Consider the following 16,232-nt stretch of genomic DNA (forward strand, 5'->3'; position numbering starts at 1 on the left):
CTACGTCTCAAGTGAAGCCTGTAGCCTCGAGCTACAACCCTCAGTCCATCAGTAAAACATAGAGGTTATCAAACAACAGAGGTTAGGTTCAGGGGCTCAAGAGGCCCGCCCTAATCCCAATCAAATCGTTGGCTGGCTCAATCTGCCAGTTAGGGATACAGAGCGCGCAGTTGCTGGCATTCGGCTAACGTTGAAAATTCCAGGATTTTCCTAGGCGCAGAGTGATCAGGTTTGTGGTCAGCAGGTAGTAGTAGCGCGTCGATTTCGAGTTTGAGTTCATGTGGCTGTTCAAAAACCAAACGAGATGTTTTCTTTGCCATGTCCATGGATTATCTCGGTTCCAGCGTTCAGAAATCGCTGCTTGAATAGTCTTGGCATGGCGGATGTGACGTTCGCGTGTGGCATGTGCTCCAGTCAGCACCCCAGCCAAGAAGATCTCCATATCGAATGGTTTATTCATACCCGACCACCGATGTACGCCGATACCACGTCGATTCGACCGTGTCCCAGCTCATAGCTGATTTGTAAGCGTGCCTCTCGATCAAGGCGTGGATCGAGGCGCCTACACCTGCCACCGTTGATGGGCGCTAGGTGATGGGTGATCTGCTCATAGCGTTCGCACGCATAAGCCGCGCGCAGTTCGTGGAAACCTTTGAGATTGTGCTGATGGAGGATGTGTCGGGCGGGGCGGACGATTTCCCGTTGGAAATCGAGGTAGCTCTCGTTCGGTGCCAGCAGGTTGCGGCTACCGTCGGGAGAGACCTGTTCGGCGTACCTGAGCGCTTCGCGAATATGGTCATCCACCCTGATCCAACGAGGCGCGGTTGCGCCGCCGCGGCCACCTTTGGTGCCGTCCTGGATGTTGATCTTGTCGTAGTGTTCGGCTTCACGCTTGAGTCGCGGTAGGTCGGCCAGAATCGCCTCACGCAAACGCATGCCGGTGGCACGTGCCAATTGTGCGATGGCAGCGGCACGCGGATGCTGTTCGCGGAGCGCATCGACAGTGAGTATCACTTGCTCGTGATCTTGGCCTTGAGGATTTGTCGTGCGCACGGTGATGCGCTGCGTTCCCAAAGCCTTGCTCGGACTTGGCACTTTCACATATTGATCACCGCGAAGCGCAGCCATGGTCCGATTCACACTGGACAACCGGTTTTGCGCAGTTGCGATGGCCAGCTCACCTCGTTCAACTTGTTGGCGTAGATGTCCGGCGTAGTCCATCAAGGTCTGCCGATCAATCTGCCGCGCATTGTTAAACCCCGGGCCATCCTCCGACCGACACCAGCGCACAAACGCCTGCCAACGATCGCTGTGCGCCTTAACCGTGCCGTAGTGCCCGCTGCCGAATAGGTCTTTCAAGGCCTGCGGACCGGCATAGCTCAGCTGCCGACCATAGCCAAAATTGCGCCCATCCCGTCTACCGACCAACGCCATGATCAAACTCCTCTCGAAGCCAAACCGTTTGAAGTCTTTCCCCACGTCATCCCGCCAAGAATGCTGAGTGTTATCAGGGATCAAGGCCCCTGCGACCTGTGAGGGTTGTCCACTAACGCGGGACTGGCGGCTCTTTACGACCGGGAGCTTGGGCATCTCATGATCTGACCTCCTGAGCACTTCCAAAGGAGTGGGCGGGTGGAGGTTGCGCTGGCTGACGAGACCAGCGCCGCGAGATACGGAGTCAGGTGAAGGCAGTGATGCGGTGACCGGGGCATGCCTGACTGTCAGTCAGGTGCAGTCCATTCCGTGGGCTGCGGCACCATCATTTGCATCGCTGTGGCTGGTGACTTCGGTGTTTGTCACGCCGATTGTCACGAGGGGGAATGCCGCAAAGCCTTGTACGAGTTGGGCTGCAGCAGCGGTTGGAGCGCCCGTCTCTTTCCGGGAGAAAGAGACGGGCGCAGGTTGGCGCAAGGAAATGGCCAAGCGGATAGGTTGCTGCAGAGCAGCTATGAAAGGGGATGAGTTGCCGCAGTGGGCAACTGGTAAAAGTAGGCATCCATCACATCGCTGTGACCGTGCGAGCCGCCGGACGCTAATCGCACTTTGGGAGAACCACCACGGTGTGGCGTAGCCTTAAAGGTTCTGGCTACCTGGGTTGCTGTCAACGACAGCGTTTGCACGATCTTTTCTACGCTCTCCGATAGACAGGGTCAAGGCTCGATTTTTCGAGAATTCTGCGGCTGCGAATGGCATAAGCCGTCTATGGAAATCCGTGGTTTCTAGAAGACGGTTATGCTGATTTTTAGATTTTTCAAGTGAGGCCCTTCCAAGCAGGGCGGCTTTGCAGCCCTGCTTGGAAGGGCCCGCGTGGAAGGCAAAGCTGTGGAGATTTCACTGACGTGTTAGCGCTGGAATGCGCCACGCTCATCTTCCAAGGCGCTGATGCCACCACCGGCCGAGTTAACTCCGAGAAGCTCCGAAGACTTACGCGACAGAAACTGATTAACCCGCGTATCAAACTGATCCCGCAGACTCGCCGTAATCCCAGCCCTGAGCGCATCGAGATAATCGGCATACCACTGCATCATGATCCGCCGTTGCGTCAGGTACAGCGCCTGGTTGTACTCCCCAGCAATGCCACCCTCGACATGAGCCAGTTGACTTTCAACATGATCCTTCAGCCACCCATGTTCGCGCAGCAGCGTGCTCGCGGTGTGGCGAACGCCATGGCTCACCATCCGCCCTTTATAGCCAATCTTGGCAAACACCAGATTGATCGTGTTCTCGCTGATGACGGGCCGTTTCTCACCACTACCCGGAAACAGGTAGCGGCTGCGTCCAGTGCATTGGTGCAGCTTGATCAGCATCTCGATCAGTTGATGGGGCAGGGGACTGACATAGTCCCGGCGCATCTTCATGCGTTCAGCCGGTATGGTCCACGTCCCTTCTTCAAAATCTATTTCATCCCACGTCGCATACCGAACCATGCCGGGTCGGCTCGCCGTCAGTATTGCCATCCACGAAGCAATCCTCGACGGCAACCGGCTGGTGGTCTTGCTCAGTGCCTGAAGAAATTCCGGCAGCTCGCTTTCACGCAAATGCGGATAGTGCTCAGGGGAAGGCGGCGCCAACGCGATGGCATGAAGTTCTGAAGCCGGATTGTGTTCGCACAACCCCCGCGCAATCGCCTGACTGAAAATCTGCTTGAGCCAGGTCCGAGCCTTGTCTGCCACATTGAACGCCCCGCGCTTTTCGATGCTGGCCTGCAACTTCGCGCAGTCGGCGCGAGTAATGTGCTCCAGCTGCATCTCGCCGAGTGCCGGTAGCAGATCCTTGTCGAGGTAGTCGCGAATCTTCTTTAGCGTCGCATGGCTGCGGCCGGAGTCGGCCTTGAACTGATACCAGTACTCCGTAGCTCGCCTGAAGGTGTTGAGGCCAGCCTCCCGTTGCTGCTGCTTGTCATCCCGGCGTTTGGCTCCAGGATTGGTTCCTTCCTTGAGCAGCTTGCGGCATTCGGCAGCCCGTTCGCGAGCTTCCTGCAAGGAGATGCTCGGGTAGACGCCCAATGACATGCGCGCCGGGCGACCATGATACGAATAGCGGAAATGCCAGTACTTGTGGCCGTTCGGCTGGACTAGAAGGGCAAGACCCGAACTATCACTCAGCGTGTATTGCTTGTCGGCAGGCTTGGACGCTTTGACTTGCAAGGCAGTGAGGGGCATGGCTGTACACCTCCGGTTCTCGAACTGGAATCTGTACAGAAAATGTACCAAAAAGAGGCTGGCTTGCAAGGGACGGGGATGGAACCCCAGAGACCAAAAAGCCCGCAGTTAGCGGGCTCTAGGGGTGTTGCGTAGACGCTGGTAGTCGTCTATGTACTGCAAATGGTGCCCCGAGGGAGACTCGAACTCCCACTCCTTTCGAAAACGGATTTTGAATCCGCCGCGTCTACCAATTCCGCCATCAGGGCTCAATGGCGGCGAAGTATAGAGATGAGATTACCGTTGGTCAATCACGTTTCGTGGAGAATTTTTACTATTTCCGCTAAACTTTCCGGCCCTGCTAGACGAACCCCATCATGCGCGTTGCTGACTTTACCTTCGAGCTCCCTGATTCCTTGATCGCTCGCCATCCTTTGGCTGAGCGTCGTGGTAGTCGCCTGTTGACCCTGGATGGGGTCAGCGGCGCCCTGGCACACCGTCAATTCACTGATTTGCTCGAGCATTTGTGCCCGGGCGATTTGATGGTGTTCAACAATACCCGGGTGATTCCGGCGCGGCTGTTTGGCCAGAAGGCTTCCGGCGGCAAGCTGGAAATTCTGGTCGAGCGGGTGCTCGACAGTCATCGCGTGCTGGCCCATGTGCGTTCCAGCAAGTCGCCCAAGCCAGGTTCGAAGATCCTGATCGACGGCGGCGGCGAAGCCGAGATGCTGGCGCGTCATGACGCGTTGTTCGAGCTGGGCTTTGCCGAGGAAGTGCTGCCGTTGCTCGATCGCGTCGGGCACATGCCGTTGCCTCCTTATATAGACCGCCCGGATGAAGGCTCGGACCGCGAGCGTTATCAGACGGTCTACGCCGAGCGCCTGGGCGCGGTGGCGGCGCCGACGGCGGGGCTGCATTTCGATCAGCCGCTGCTGGAGGCGATTGCCGCCAAGGGCGTCGAGACCGCGTTCGTGACCCTGCACGTCGGTGCCGGGACGTTTCAGCCGGTGCGCGTGGAGCGTATCGAAGATCACCACATGCACAATGAATGGCTGGAAGTCGGTCAGGATGTGGTGGATGCGGTCGCCGCTTGCCGTGCCCGTGGCGGGCGGGTGATTGCGGTAGGGACCACCAGTGTGCGCTCGCTGGAAAGCGCGGCCCGCGACGGTGTGCTCAAGCCGTTCAGTGGTGACACCGATATCTTTATCTACCCGGGTCGGCCGTTCCATGTGGTCGATGCCCTGGTGACCAACTTCCATTTGCCCGAATCCACATTGTTGATGCTGGTTTCGGCGTTCGCCGGTTATCCCGAGACCATGGCTGCCTATGCAGCGGCCGTCGAGCATGGGTACCGCTTTTTCAGCTACGGTGATGCGATGTTCATCACCCGTAACCCTGCGCCAACTGCCCCCAAGGGTTTGGCCCCTGAGGATCAAGCATGAGTCGTATGTCTTTTGAGTTGCTCGCCACTGATGGCAAGGCTCGTCGCGGTCGTCTGACCTTTCCCCGCGGTACCGTCGAAACTCCGGCGTTCATGCCGGTCGGCACCTACGGCACGGTCAAGGGCATGCTGCCGCGGGATATCACCGCCACCGGCGCTGAAATCATCCTGGGCAACACCTTTCACCTGTGGCTGCGTCCTGGCACTGAGGTGATCAAGAAGCACGGCGACCTGCATGATTTCATGCAGTGGAAAGGCCCGATTCTGACCGACTCCGGTGGTTTCCAGGTGTTCAGCCTGGGCGCCATGCGCAAGATCAAGGAGGAGGGCGTGACCTTCGCCTCGCCGGTCGATGGCGCGAAAGTGTTCATGGGCCCGGAAGAGTCGATGCAGGTTCAGCGCGACCTGGGCTCGGACATCGTGATGATTTTCGACGAATGCACGCCGTACCCGGCCGATGAAGACGTCGCGCGGGTGTCCATGGAGCTGTCGTTGCGCTGGGCTCAGCGTTCGAAGAATGCCCATGCCGACAACACCGCTGCACTGTTCGGTATCGTTCAGGGTGGTATGCACCAGGATCTGCGCATGCGCTCCCTGGAAGGTCTGGACAAGATCGGCTTCGACGGCCTGGCCATCGGCGGTTTGTCGGTGGGCGAGCCCAAGCACGAGATGATAAAGGTGCTGGATTACCTGCCGGGCCAGATGCCGGCTGACAAACCTCGTTACCTTATGGGCGTTGGCAAACCGGAAGATCTGGTTGAGGGTGTGCGCCGCGGTGTGGACATGTTCGATTGCGTGATGCCAACCCGCAATGCTCGCAATGGGCATCTGTTCATTGACACCGGCGTGCTGAAGATCCGCAACGCGTTCCATCGCCATGATGATTCGCCGCTGGATCCGACTTGCGATTGCTATACCTGCCAGAACTTCTCCCGCGCTTATCTGCACCATCTGGACAAATGCGGCGAAATGCTGGGTAGCATGTTGAATACCATCCATAATTTGCGCCATTACCAGGTGCTTATGGCTGGTTTGCGCGAGTCTATTCAACAGGGTACATTGGCCGCCTTTGTTGAGGCCTTCTATGCCAAACGCGGGTTGCCTGTACCGCCTTTGGACTGAGTTTTCCGACCCTAAGATTCAATATTGCAACTGGAGTGCTAAATGAGCTTTTTTATCTCTAATGCCATGGCTGATGCTGCTGCACCTGCTGCCGGCCCAATGGGTGGCGGTTTTGAATGGATTTTCCTGGTCGGCTTCCTGGTCATCTTCTACCTGATGATCTGGCGTCCACAGGCCAAGCGCGCCAAAGACCAGAAGAACCTGCTGGGCAACTTGCAAAAAGGTGACGAAGTTGTGACCACCGGCGGTATCGCCGGCAAGATCACTAAAGTGGCTGACGATTTCGTGGTTCTCGAAGTTTCCGACACGGTAGAGCTGAAGTTCCAGAAAGGCGCCATTGCCGCCACGCTGCCAAAAGGCACGCTGAAAGCGATCTAGGTTTCAACTTTTACCAATCGACGGGGCGCGCAAGGCGCCCCGCGTCATAAGCGGGCGGCGTGATGCTGAACAAATACCCTCTGTGGAAATACGTACTGATCCTGGCGGTGCTGGTGATCGGTTTTATTTATTCCGCTCCCAATTTATACCCTGACGATCCGGCCATTCAGATCAGCGGTGCAAGCACTGCGCTGCAGGTCACTCAGGCTGATCTGGACCGCACGAGCAAAGCGCTCACCGACGCCGGGATCGCTGTAAAGGCCTCCTCTCTGGCTGAGAGCGGCAAGGGCGGTTTGTTGCGTCTGACCAGGCAGGAAGATCAACTTCCAGCCAAAGATGTCGTGCGCAAGGCCCTGGGTGATGACTACGTTGTCGCACTGAACCTGGCACAGACCACTCCACAATGGCTGCGCAGCCTTGGCGCGCATCCGATGAAGCTGGGTCTGGACTTGTCCGGTGGTGTGCACTTCCTGCTGGAAGTGGACATGGATAAAGCCCTCGATGCACGCCTGAAAGTCTACGAAGGCGACGTCAAGAGCCTGTTGCGTAAAGAGCGTGTGCGCTATCGCAGCCTGCCGCAACTGGACGGTGCCATTCAGCTGGGCTTCAGTGATGAGGCTTCCCGCGAACAGGCCCGTGTGCTGATCCGCAAGAATTTCAACGATTTCGAATTGACCCCGGCCGACCTCAATGGTCAGGCGGTGCTGCGTCTGGCGATGACCCCGGCCAAGCTGGCGGAAATCCGTGAATACTCCATCAAGCAGAACTTGACCACGGTACGTAACCGCGTCAACGAGCTGGGTGTTGCCGAACCTATCGTTCAGCGTCAGGGTGCCAACCGTATCGTGGTTGAGCTGCCGGGCGTGCAGGACACCGCTGAAGCCAAGCGGATCCTCGGCAAGACTGCCAACCTTGAATTCCGTCTGGCCGCCGAGCCGGGTGCTTCGAAAGCCACTTCCGAGTCTTTCGAGTTCCGTGAAGGTGGCCGTCCGGCTGCGCAGATCGAACGTGGCCTGATCATCACCGGTGATCAGGTGACTGACGCTCAGGCCGGTTTCGACGAGCAAGGCCGTCCGCAGGTGAATATCAAGCTTGATGGCCACGGCGGCGAGCTGATGAGTCGTGCGACTCGCAGCAACGTCGGCCGCAGCATGGCGGTGATCTTCATCGAGCAGAAGCCGATCACCACCTACGTCAAGCAAGTGGTCAACGGTGTCGAGAAAGACGTGCCGGTCCAGGCCTTCAAGGAAGAGAAGAAGATCATCAGCCTGGCGACCATCCAGTCGCCACTGGGCAGTCAGTTCCGTATCACTGGCCTGACCGGTCAGGGCGAGTCTTCCGAGCTGGCGCTGCTGCTGCGTGCCGGTGGTCTGGCGGCGCCGATGTACTTCGCTGAAGAGCGCACCATTGGCCCGAGCCTGGGTGCTGACAACATCGTCAAGGGTATCGACGCTTCCTTGTGGGGCATGCTGTTCGTGTCGCTGTTCATCATGGCTATCTACCGCTTCTTCGGTCTGATCGCCACGGTTGCGCTGGCGGTGAACATGGTGATGCTGCTGGCCTTGATGTCCTTGCTGGGTGCGACGCTGACCCTGCCGGGTATCGCCGGTATCGTATTGACCATGGGTATGGCGGTCGACGCCAACGTACTGATCTTCTCGCGGATACGTGAAGAGATCGCTGCCGGCATGTCCGTGCAGCGGGCAATCAACGAAGGCTTCGGCCGGGCATTTACCGCGATTCTCGACGCCAACCTGACCACACTGCTGGTCGGCGGGATTCTCTTTGCCATGGGCACAGGTCCAGTCAAAGGCTTTGCGGTGACCATGTCCCTCGGGATCTTTACCTCGATGTTCACGGCCATCATGGTGACCCGCGCGATGGTCAACCTGATCTTCGGCGGTCGTGACTTCAAGAAGTTGTGGATTTAAGGGGCTGCCATGTTAGGTACACGTACAATCAACTTCATGGGCGTTCGCAACATTGCGTTCGGCGTCACATTGCTCCTCACTCTTCTGGCTCTGTTCAGTTGGGCTCAAAAGGGCCTCAACTACGGTCTGGACTTCACCGGCGGTACGCTCATCGAGCTGACCTACGAGCGTCCGGCGGATGTAATGAAGGTTCGTAGCCAGCTGACGGAGGCGGGTTACAACGATGCCATCGTTCAGAGCTTCGGTGCGACCACCGACCTGTTGGTGCGTATGCCAGGTGAAGACCCGCAACTGGGTCATCAAGTCGCTGAAGCGCTGCAGAAGGTCGGCGGGGACAACCCGGCGGTGGTCAAGCGCGTGGAGTACGTCGGCCCGCAAGTGGGTGAAGAGCTGCGCGATCAGGGCGGCCTTGGCATGCTGATGGCGCTGGGCGGCATCCTGATCTACCTGGCTTTCCGCTTTCAGTGGAAGTTCGCGGTCGGTGCCATCGTCTCGCTGATCCACGACGTGGTCGTGACCCTGGGTATCCTGTCGTTCTTCCAGATCACCTTCGACCTGACGGTGCTGGCGGCGGTACTGGCGATCATTGGTTACTCGCTGAACGATACCATTGTGGTATTCGACCGGGTTCGTGAGAACTTCCGGGTCTTGCGCAAGGCGACGCTGATCGAGAACATCAACATCTCGACCACGCAAACCCTGCTGCGGACCATGGCCACGTCGATCTCCACCTTGCTGGCGATCGCCGCTCTGCTGTTCTTCGGTGGCGACAACCTGTTCGGCTTCTCCATCGCGCTGTTTGTCGGTGTTCTGGCGGGTACTTACTCGTCGATCTACATCGCCAACGTGGTGCTGATCTGGCTGAGCCTGACGACCGAGGACTTGATTCCTTCGGTCAGCACTGAACAGGAAGTCGACGACCGCCCATAACGGCAATCGACTCTTCAGGCTTCACCCCAAAAGGCGCGAGTGTTGAACTCGCGCCTTTTTTTGTGCTCCAAGGCTAGGAGAAGCGCGGGTATGTCCCGCTTGTGATGGTCAGGAGGTTCATGATGAACAAGTCGATGCTGGTAGGAGCGGTATTGGGTGCTGTCGGTGTGACTGCCGGGGGTGCTATTGCTACCTATAAGCTGGTGAATAAAGGCCCTGAGTATGCGCAAGTGCTGGCTGTCGAACCGGTCAAGACACAGATCAAGACACCGCGAGAGGTCTGCAAGGACGTTGCCGTGACCCGGCAGGCGCCGGTGAAGGATCAACACCAGATTGCCGGTACGGTGCTCGGTGCAGTGGCTGGCGGCCTTCTGGGTAATCAGGTCGGCGGCGGCTCTGGCAAGAAGATAGCCACCGTTGCGGGCGCGGTTGGCGGCGGTTACGCCGGCAACAAGGTCCAGGAAAACATGCAGAACAAGGACACTTACACCACCACTCAGACGCGCTGTAACACCGTGAATGACATCAGCGAGAAGGTCGTGGGTTATGACGTGAGGTATTCGCTGGATGGCAAGGAAGGCAAGGTCCGTATGGATCGTGATCCGGGCAACCAGATTCCGGTCAACAAGGACGGCCAGCTGATTCTGGGGCAGGGTGAGCCTGCTCAATAAGTGAGCGCACTGAAATCTAATGTGGGAGCGAGCTTGCTCGCGATGAGGGCCTGACTTTCAACATTGATGCCGCCTGACAGTCCGCTATCGCGAGCAAGCTCGCTCCCACAGGGATTGTGGTTTGCAAGTTTAACGCTCAAATCCCGCCCATAAAAAAAGCACCCCGCAAGGTGCTTTTTTTGTGCCTGACGCTTAGCGCTTCAGCGAAGCTGGCAGGTGCGGCTGGATGGCCGTCAGTACTGCCTTGAAGCATTTGGTGTTACCGGCAACGACGTGGCCTTTTTCAAGGAAGTCGTGACCGCCGGTGAAGTCGCTCACCAAACCACCAGCTTCCTGGATCAGCAGGGCACCTGCAGCCATGTCCCACTCGGACAGGCCCGACTCCCAGAACGCGTCGTAGCGACCGGCGGCAACATAGGCCAGGTCGAGGCTGGCGGCACCGGCGCGGCGGATGCCGGCGGTCTGGCCAACCAGGCTGCGGAACATGCCCAGGTAGTTGTCGAGGTTGTCCATCTGCTCATCACGGAACGGGAAACCGGTACCCAGCAGGGCGCCTTCAAGGCTGGTGCGACCGCTGACGCGCAGACGACGACCGTTGAGCTGAGCGCCGCGACCACGGCTGGCGGTGAATTCTTCCTGGCGAACCGGGTCCAGAACCACTGCGTGTTCCAGGCGGCCGCGGTATTTGCAGGCGATGCTGACAGCGAAGTGTGGAACGCCGCGCAGGAAGTTGGTGGTGCCGTCCAGTGGGTCGATGATCCACAGGTAGTCTTCGCCTTCGCCGCTGCCGGGGTGCATGCCGGTTTCTTCGCCAAGGATGCCGTGAGTCGGGTAAGCCTTGCGCAGCGCGTCGATGATTTTCTGCTCGGCAGCACGATCAATTTCGGACACGTAGTCCTTGGCGTCTTTTTCGTCGACCTTGATGGTATCCAGGCGCTCGATGGAGCGGAAAATCAATTCACTGGCGCTGCGGGCGGCGCGCAGCGCGATATTCAGCATGGGCTGCATGGATGTGTCACCTAAGGTTGTTAAAGAAAGCCGAGCATTCTATCAGAAACTTTCTACAGATGAAGGTCGACGTTCGCTTTCATAGCTTAACGGTAGGATGCTCTGTAAGATTCTGCTCCCAATTAATGTGTTCGAGAGCGCCTCCCTTGCTGCAAAACATTCGTGTCGTCCTGGTCAATACCAGCCACCCCGGGAATATCGGCGGGGCTGCGCGTGCCATGAAGAACATGGGGCTGTCGCGGCTGGTGCTGGTCGAGCCGCGGTTGTTCCCGCACCACGAGGCCGATGCCCGAGCCTCCGGCGCCGGGGACATCCTTGAAAACGCGCAAGTCGTCGCCACCTTGGAAGAGGCCTTGGTCGGCTGCAATCTGGTGCTCGGCACCAGCGCCCGTGATCGGCGCATTCCCTGGCCGTTGCTCGATCCCCGCGAATGCGGGGTGAAGGTGGTCGAGGAAGCCGCGCAGGACGCCGAGATTGCTCTGGTGTTCGGCCGTGAAGATTCCGGCCTGACCAATGAAGAGCTGCAGCGATGTCATTATCACGTGCACATCCCATCAGACCCTGAGTTCAGCTCGCTGAACCTGGGGGCGGCGGTGCAGGTGTTGAGCTATGAAGTGCGTATGTCCTGGTTGGCGGCTCAAGGCCAGCCGAGCAAGGTCGAGAAGGATGAAGTGGCGTCCACTAAAAGTGGCGAGTTGGCGACCATGGATGAACTGGAGCGATTCTATGAGCACCTGGAGCAGACCCTGGTGGCCATCGAGTTCCTCGACCCGGAAAAACCACGGCACTTGATGGCGCGCCTGCGCCGGTTGTACGGACGCAGCTCGGTCAGCCGGGCGGAAATGAATATTTTGCGTGGCATCCTCACGGAAACCCAGAAAGCGGCCCGTGGCGAGCTTCTTAAACGGAAGGATTAATGATGTTCGAGCGTTTGCGTGAAGATATCCAGAGTGTTTTCCACCGTGATCCGGCGGCGCGTAACGCTTTTGAGGTGCTGACCTGCTATCCCGGCCTGCATGCGATCTGGATCCATCGCCTGGCTTCGGCTTTGTGGGGCATGGGTTGGAAGTGGCTGGCGCGGGTGGTGTCGAACTTCGGTCGTTGGCTGACCGGGATCGAGATCCACCCGGGTGCCAAGGTCGGTCGGCGGTTTTTCATCGATCACGGCATGGGCATTGTGATCGGCGAAACCGCCGAGATCGGCGATGACGTGACGCTTTACCAGGGCGTGACCCTGGGTGGCACCAGCTGGAACAAAGGCAAGCGCCACCCGACGCTGGAAGACGGCGTAGTGGTGGGCGCGGGCGCCAAGGTGCTGGGGCCGTTCACGGTCGGTGCCGGGGCCAAGGTCGGCTCCAATGCGGTGGTGACCAAGGCGGTGCCAGCCGGTGCGACGGTGGTCGGCATTCCCGGGCGGATCATCATGAAGTCCGATGACGAGCTCGAAGCCAGGCGCAAGGCGATGGCGGAAAAAATCGGCTTCGATGCCTACGGTGTCGGCGAGGACATGCCGGACCCGATCGCGCGGGCCATTGGTCAATTGCTCGATCATTTGCAGGCGGTGGACGGTCGTCTCGAAGGCATGTGCGGTGCGCTCAAGGATTTGGGCAGTAACTACTGCGCCAAGGACTTGCCCGAACTGCGCGAAGAAGACTTCGCCTGTGTGAAAGGCAAGGATGAGAGTCAGGCCAGCTAAACCGCGGCGACCCTATCGCGAGCAAGCTCGCTCCCACACTTGATCGCGTGTGGACATGGATTTTGTGTCCGGTGCCAATCTAATGTGGGAGCGAGCTTGCTCGCGATGAACGATAACGCGGTATTGCTGGTCGATCCTCGCCCGGCTTTGCTATCATTCGCGCGCTCTTTTTGCTGGTAAACCCGAGTAAAACGCTAGGTCTTATAGTTGACTTAAATACTCGGGAATTGCATACTCGCCCCCATTCCGAAACTCCGTGGTACCTGTCCATGAGACTGACTACAAAAGGCCGATACGCCGTAACCGCCATGCTTGACCTGGCGTTGCACGCGCAGAACGGGCCGGTGTCCCTGGCCGATATCTCCGAGCGCCAAGGCATCTCCCTGTCCTACCTCGAGCAGCTTTTCGCCAAATTGCGCCGCAGCAATCTGGTGTCCAGCGTCCGTGGTCCGGGTGGTGGCTACCAGCTATCGCGCGATATGCAGGGGATCCAGGTCGCTCAGGTGATCGATGCGGTGAACGAGTCGGTCGATGCAACCCGTTGCCAGGGCCTTGGCGACTGCCATGCCGGTGACACTTGCCTGACCCACCACTTGTGGTGCGATCTGAGCCTGCAGATCCATGAATTTCTGAGCGGTATCAGCTTGGCTGACCTTGTGACTCGCCGTGAGGTGCAGGAAGTAGCCCAGCGTCAGGACCTGCGCCGCAGTAATAGCAAGGCGCCGCGTCTGGAAAAGATTGAAGCGTCCGCCGTCGAATGACAGCCATAGAGCTAGCGGCACGCCAGCCAGCCTGATTTAGGAGATAGTCCATGAAATTGCCGATTTACCTTGATTACTCTGCGACCACCCCGGTTGATCCGCGTGTCGCGCAAAAGATGAGTGAATGCCTGCTGGTCGACGGAAACTTCGGTAACCCGGCGTCCCGTTCCCACGTGTTTGGCTGGAAAGCCGAAGAATCCGTGGAAAACGCCCGTCGTCAGGTCGCTGACCTGGTCAACGCCGATCCGCGTGAAATCGTCTGGACCTCCGGTGCCACCGAGTCCGACAACCTGGCAATCAAGGGTGTCGCGCATTTCTATGCCACCAAAGGCAAGCACCTGATCACCTCCAAGATCGAACACAAGGCGGTTCTCGACACCATGCGCCAACTGGAGCGCGAAGGTTTCGAAATCACCTACCTCGATCCGACTGAAGACGGTCTGATCACTCCGGCCATGATTGAAGCCGCACTGCGTGAGGACACCATTCTGGTGTCGGTCATGCACGTAAACAACGAAATCGGCACCATCAACGACATCGCAGCTATCGGCGAACTGACCCGTTCCAAAGGGATCCTGTTCCACGTCGACGCCGCGCAGTCCACCGGCAAGGTCGAGATCGACCTGTCGAAGCTGAAGGTCGACCTGATGTCCTTCTCGGCCCACAAAACCTACGGCCCTAAAGGCATTGGCGCACTGTACGTGAGCCGCAAGCCGCGTGTTCGCATCGAAGCGACCATGCACGGCGGCGGTCACGAACGTGGCATGCGCTCCGGCACCCTGGCGACTCACCAGATCGTCGGCATGGGCGAGGCGTTCCGTGTGGCCAAGGAAGACATGGCTAGCGAAAACGTGCGAATCAAAGCCCTGAGCGACCGTTTCTTCAAGCAGGTCGAAGGCCTGGAAGAGCTGTACATCAACGGCAGCATGACTTCCCGTGTACCGCACAACCTGAACCTGAGCTTCAACTACGTTGAAGGCGAGTCGCTGATCATGGCGCTCAAGGATCTGGCGGTTTCCTCGGGTTCTGCCTGCACCTCGGCATCGCTTGAGCCTTCGTACGTTCTGCGCGCCCTGGGCCGCAACGACGAACTGGCGCACAGCTCGATCCGTTTCACCTTCGGCCGTTTCTCTACCGAAGAAGAAATCGACTACGCCGCGCAGAAAGTCTGCGAGGCTGTTACCAAGCTGCGCACTCTGTCGCCGCTGTGGGACATGTACAAAGATGGCGTCGACATCTCGAAAATCGAGTGGGCGGCACACTGATATATAAGTCGCCGCCAACGGGTTCTGCAGAACGCATCGACTACGGCGATTTGCGGAATCCCAAGAGCGACTCTCTGATGAGTGAGGATTAAGAACCATGGCTTACAGCGAAAAGGTCATCGACCACTACGAGAACCCGCGCAACGTCGGCAAGATGGACGCAGAAGATCCTGATGTCGGCACCGGCATGGTCGGCGCTCCAGCCTGCGGCGACGTGATGCGCCTGCAGATCAAGGTCAACGAACAAGGCATCATCGAAGACGCCAAGTTCAAGACCTATGGTTGCGGTTCGGCTATCGCCTCCAGCTCGCTTGCGACCGAGTGGATGAAAGGCAAGACTCTGGATGAAGCAGAGACCATCAAGAACACTCAGCTGGCTGAAGAACTGGCCTTGCCGCCGGTAAAAATTCACTGCTCGGTACTCGCTGAAGACGCTATCAAAGCGGCCGTTCGCGATTACAAGCAGAAGAAAGGCTTGATCTGACTTTCAAGATTTGGCGACGAGTAAGGAGTCACCGATGGCTATCAGCATGACAGAAGCGGCTGCTCAACACGTGCGACGCTCCCTCAATGGGCGCGGCAAAGGTGAGGGGATTCGTCTGGGTGTTCGCACCACAGGCTGTTCCGGCCTTGCCTACGTGCTGGAGTTTGTCGACGAGGTGGTTGCAGAGGATCAGGTGTTCGTAAGTCACGGCGAGAAAGTGATCATCGACCCGAAAAGCCTGGCGTACCTGGACGGCACCGAACTCGATTTCGTCAAGGAAGGGTTGAACGAAGGCTTCAAGTTCAACAACCCCAACGTGCGCGGTGAATGTGGCTGCGGCGAAAGCTTCAACATCTGAGGCTGCTCGTGGGTACTCCTTGTCATTTCGCTTTATTTGAACTGAAACCGAGTTTCCGTCTGGATCTCGAGCAGTTGGCCACGCGCTACCGTGAGTTGGCGCGCGGTGTTCATCCGGACCGCTTTGCAGACGCTTCCGAGCGCGAGCAGCGGCTGGCGCTAGAGCACTCCGCGAGCCTCAACGAGGCCTATCAGACGCTCAAGAATCCCCCGAAGCGCGCACGTTATTTGCTCGCCTTGGGCGGTCATGAGCTGCCGCTGGAGGTCACGGTGCATGATCCGGAGTTTCTTCTGCAGCAGATGGAGTTGCGTGAAGAGCTCGAAGACCTGCAAGACAGCGCCGACCTGGCCGGCATTGCCGTGTTCAAGTGCCGCCTGAAGATCGCTCAGGATGAGCTGAACGAAAGCTTCGCAGCCTGTTGGGATGATGCAGCGCAACGCGAACAGGCCGAACGCCTGATGCGACGCATGCAGTTCCTCGACAAGCTCACCTACGAAGTGCGCCAGTTAGAAGAGCGCCTCGACGATTAACCCAGTGCCGCTCCGG

The 16,232-nt window shown here is 58.4% G+C and carries 17 protein-coding genes and 1 tRNA gene; 13 read left to right on the plus strand and 5 right to left on the minus strand.

Going from position 1 to position 16,232, the window contains the following annotated elements; genetic code table 11:
* Positions 1 to 184 precede the first annotated feature (184 nt).
* The 4 genes from AC3I0A_RS04795 to AC3I0A_RS04810 form a co-directional block, all read right to left on the minus strand.
* Positions 185 to 460 (minus strand): hypothetical protein, encoded by a 276-nt coding sequence (locus tag AC3I0A_RS04795; RefSeq protein ID WP_489376477.1) that lies wholly within the window; start codon positions 458 to 460, stop codon positions 185 to 187.
* The gene (locus tag AC3I0A_RS04800) at positions 457 to 1,434 is read right to left on the minus strand and encodes an integrase domain-containing protein (protein ID WP_489376478.1); all 978 of its coding nucleotides are present in this window, start codon (positions 1,432 to 1,434) and stop codon (positions 457 to 459) included. Before AC3I0A_RS04800 ends, AC3I0A_RS04795 begins: the two co-directional genes overlap by 4 nt.
* A 908-nt stretch (positions 1,435 to 2,342) precedes the next feature.
* Positions 2,343 to 3,662, minus strand: a complete 1,320-nt coding sequence (locus tag AC3I0A_RS04805; RefSeq protein WP_489378415.1) for a tyrosine-type recombinase/integrase — start codon at positions 3,660 to 3,662, stop codon at positions 2,343 to 2,345.
* 163 nt (positions 3,663 to 3,825) lie between these two features.
* Positions 3,826 to 3,910: transfer RNA gene (locus AC3I0A_RS04810), tRNA-Leu, on the minus strand.
* A gap of 108 nt (positions 3,911 to 4,018) precedes the next feature.
* Between AC3I0A_RS04810 and queA the strand changes: the two genes are divergently transcribed.
* The 6 genes from queA to AC3I0A_RS04840 all read left to right on the plus strand — a co-directional run bounded on the left by queA (position 4,019) and on the right by AC3I0A_RS04840 (position 10,114).
* Positions 4,019 to 5,083 carry a tRNA preQ1(34) S-adenosylmethionine ribosyltransferase-isomerase QueA gene (gene queA, locus AC3I0A_RS04815; RefSeq protein ID WP_489376479.1) on the plus strand — a complete coding sequence of 355 codons (1,065 nt, stop codon included), beginning with the start codon at positions 4,019 to 4,021 and terminating at the stop codon, positions 5,081 to 5,083.
* A gap of 5 nt (positions 5,084 to 5,088) precedes the next feature.
* Entirely contained in the window at positions 5,089 to 6,204 is a 1,116-nt protein-coding gene (gene tgt, locus AC3I0A_RS04820; RefSeq protein ID WP_489378416.1) for a tRNA guanosine(34) transglycosylase Tgt, read from the plus strand.
* 42 nt (positions 6,205 to 6,246) lie between these two features.
* Complete coding sequence (gene yajC / locus AC3I0A_RS04825; protein ID WP_489376480.1) at positions 6,247 to 6,582, plus strand: preprotein translocase subunit YajC; 336 nt, start codon at positions 6,247 to 6,249, stop codon at positions 6,580 to 6,582.
* 62 nt (positions 6,583 to 6,644) lie between these two features.
* Positions 6,645 to 8,513: a protein translocase subunit SecD gene (gene secD / locus AC3I0A_RS04830; RefSeq protein WP_489376481.1), complete on the plus strand. Its 1,869-nt coding sequence runs from the start codon at positions 6,645 to 6,647 to the stop codon at positions 8,511 to 8,513.
* Between the two features lie 9 nt (positions 8,514 to 8,522).
* Complete coding sequence (secF, locus tag AC3I0A_RS04835; RefSeq protein ID WP_489376482.1) at positions 8,523 to 9,443, plus strand: protein translocase subunit SecF; 921 nt, start codon at positions 8,523 to 8,525, stop codon at positions 9,441 to 9,443.
* A gap of 122 nt (positions 9,444 to 9,565) precedes the next feature.
* Positions 9,566 to 10,114, plus strand: coding sequence for a glycine zipper 2TM domain-containing protein (locus AC3I0A_RS04840; RefSeq protein ID WP_489376483.1), 549 nt, complete (start codon positions 9,566 to 9,568; stop codon positions 10,112 to 10,114).
* Positions 10,115 to 10,306: 192 nt separating this feature from the next.
* Here AC3I0A_RS04840 and suhB read toward each other — a convergent pair whose 3' ends face one another.
* Positions 10,307 to 11,122, minus strand: coding sequence for a type III secretion system regulator SuhB (gene suhB / locus AC3I0A_RS04845; protein WP_489376484.1), 816 nt, complete (start codon positions 11,120 to 11,122; stop codon positions 10,307 to 10,309).
* A gap of 146 nt (positions 11,123 to 11,268) precedes the next feature.
* Between suhB and trmJ the strand changes: the two genes are divergently transcribed.
* The 7 genes from trmJ (at position 11,269) to hscB (ending at position 16,216) form a co-directional block, all read left to right on the plus strand.
* Complete coding sequence (trmJ, locus tag AC3I0A_RS04850; RefSeq protein WP_489376485.1) at positions 11,269 to 12,039, plus strand: tRNA (cytosine(32)/uridine(32)-2'-O)-methyltransferase TrmJ; 771 nt, start codon at positions 11,269 to 11,271, stop codon at positions 12,037 to 12,039.
* Between the two features lie 2 nt (positions 12,040 to 12,041).
* The gene (cysE, locus tag AC3I0A_RS04855) at positions 12,042 to 12,818 is read left to right on the plus strand and encodes a serine O-acetyltransferase (protein WP_489376486.1); all 777 of its coding nucleotides are present in this window, start codon (positions 12,042 to 12,044) and stop codon (positions 12,816 to 12,818) included.
* Positions 12,819 to 13,087: 269 nt separating this feature from the next.
* A complete protein-coding gene (gene iscR, locus AC3I0A_RS04860) occupies positions 13,088 to 13,579 on the plus strand; it encodes a Fe-S cluster assembly transcriptional regulator IscR (RefSeq protein ID WP_489376487.1) in 492 nt (163 codons plus the stop codon).
* Positions 13,580 to 13,629: 50 nt separating this feature from the next.
* Positions 13,630 to 14,844 carry an IscS subfamily cysteine desulfurase gene (locus AC3I0A_RS04865; protein WP_489376488.1) on the plus strand — a complete coding sequence of 405 codons (1,215 nt, stop codon included), beginning with the start codon at positions 13,630 to 13,632 and terminating at the stop codon, positions 14,842 to 14,844.
* 97 nt (positions 14,845 to 14,941) lie between these two features.
* Positions 14,942 to 15,328, plus strand: a complete 387-nt coding sequence (gene iscU / locus AC3I0A_RS04870) for a Fe-S cluster assembly scaffold IscU (RefSeq protein ID WP_003443374.1) — start codon at positions 14,942 to 14,944, stop codon at positions 15,326 to 15,328.
* A 34-nt stretch (positions 15,329 to 15,362) separates the two neighbouring features.
* On the plus strand, positions 15,363 to 15,686 hold the full coding sequence (gene iscA, locus AC3I0A_RS04875; RefSeq protein ID WP_150641549.1) for an iron-sulfur cluster assembly protein IscA: 324 nt from the start codon (positions 15,363 to 15,365) through the stop codon (positions 15,684 to 15,686).
* An 8-nt stretch (positions 15,687 to 15,694) separates the two neighbouring features.
* Complete coding sequence (gene hscB, locus AC3I0A_RS04880; protein WP_489376489.1) at positions 15,695 to 16,216, plus strand: co-chaperone HscB; 522 nt, start codon at positions 15,695 to 15,697, stop codon at positions 16,214 to 16,216.
* The last annotated feature ends 16 nt before the right edge of the window (positions 16,217 to 16,232 follow it).

It is taken from the genome of Pseudomonas sp. KH_024_B2 (assembly GCF_057839965.1).

Bases quoted from the DNA above. Each gene is read 5' to 3' on its own strand.
- iscA (WP_150641549.1), top strand. From the start codon at position 15,363: ATGGCTATCAGCATGACAGAAGCGGCTGCTCAACACGTGCGACGCTCC.
- iscR (WP_489376487.1), top strand. From the start codon at position 13,088: ATGAGACTGACTACAAAAGGCCGATACGCCGTAACCGCCATGCTTGAC.
- AC3I0A_RS04865 (WP_489376488.1), top strand. From the start codon at position 13,630: ATGAAATTGCCGATTTACCTTGATTACTCTGCGACCACCCCGGTTGAT.
- suhB (WP_489376484.1), bottom strand. From the start codon at position 11,122: ATGCAGCCCATGCTGAATATCGCGCTGCGCGCCGCCCGCAGCGCCAGT.
- secF (WP_489376482.1), top strand. From the start codon at position 8,523: ATGTTAGGTACACGTACAATCAACTTCATGGGCGTTCGCAACATTGCG.
- AC3I0A_RS04805 (WP_489378415.1), bottom strand. From the start codon at position 3,662: ATGCCCCTCACTGCCTTGCAAGTCAAAGCGTCCAAGCCTGCCGACAAG.
- AC3I0A_RS04800 (WP_489376478.1), bottom strand. From the start codon at position 1,434: ATGGCGTTGGTCGGTAGACGGGATGGGCGCAATTTTGGCTATGGTCGG.
- AC3I0A_RS04840 (WP_489376483.1), top strand. From the start codon at position 9,566: ATGAACAAGTCGATGCTGGTAGGAGCGGTATTGGGTGCTGTCGGTGTG.
- secD (WP_489376481.1), top strand. From the start codon at position 6,645: ATGCTGAACAAATACCCTCTGTGGAAATACGTACTGATCCTGGCGGTG.
- yajC (WP_489376480.1), top strand. From the start codon at position 6,247: ATGAGCTTTTTTATCTCTAATGCCATGGCTGATGCTGCTGCACCTGCT.
- AC3I0A_RS04795 (WP_489376477.1), bottom strand. From the start codon at position 460: ATGAATAAACCATTCGATATGGAGATCTTCTTGGCTGGGGTGCTGACT.
- cysE (WP_489376486.1), top strand. From the start codon at position 12,042: ATGTTCGAGCGTTTGCGTGAAGATATCCAGAGTGTTTTCCACCGTGAT.
- queA (WP_489376479.1), top strand. From the start codon at position 4,019: ATGCGCGTTGCTGACTTTACCTTCGAGCTCCCTGATTCCTTGATCGCT.
- tgt (WP_489378416.1), top strand. From the start codon at position 5,089: ATGTCTTTTGAGTTGCTCGCCACTGATGGCAAGGCTCGTCGCGGTCGT.
- iscU (WP_003443374.1), top strand. From the start codon at position 14,942: ATGGCTTACAGCGAAAAGGTCATCGACCACTACGAGAACCCGCGCAAC.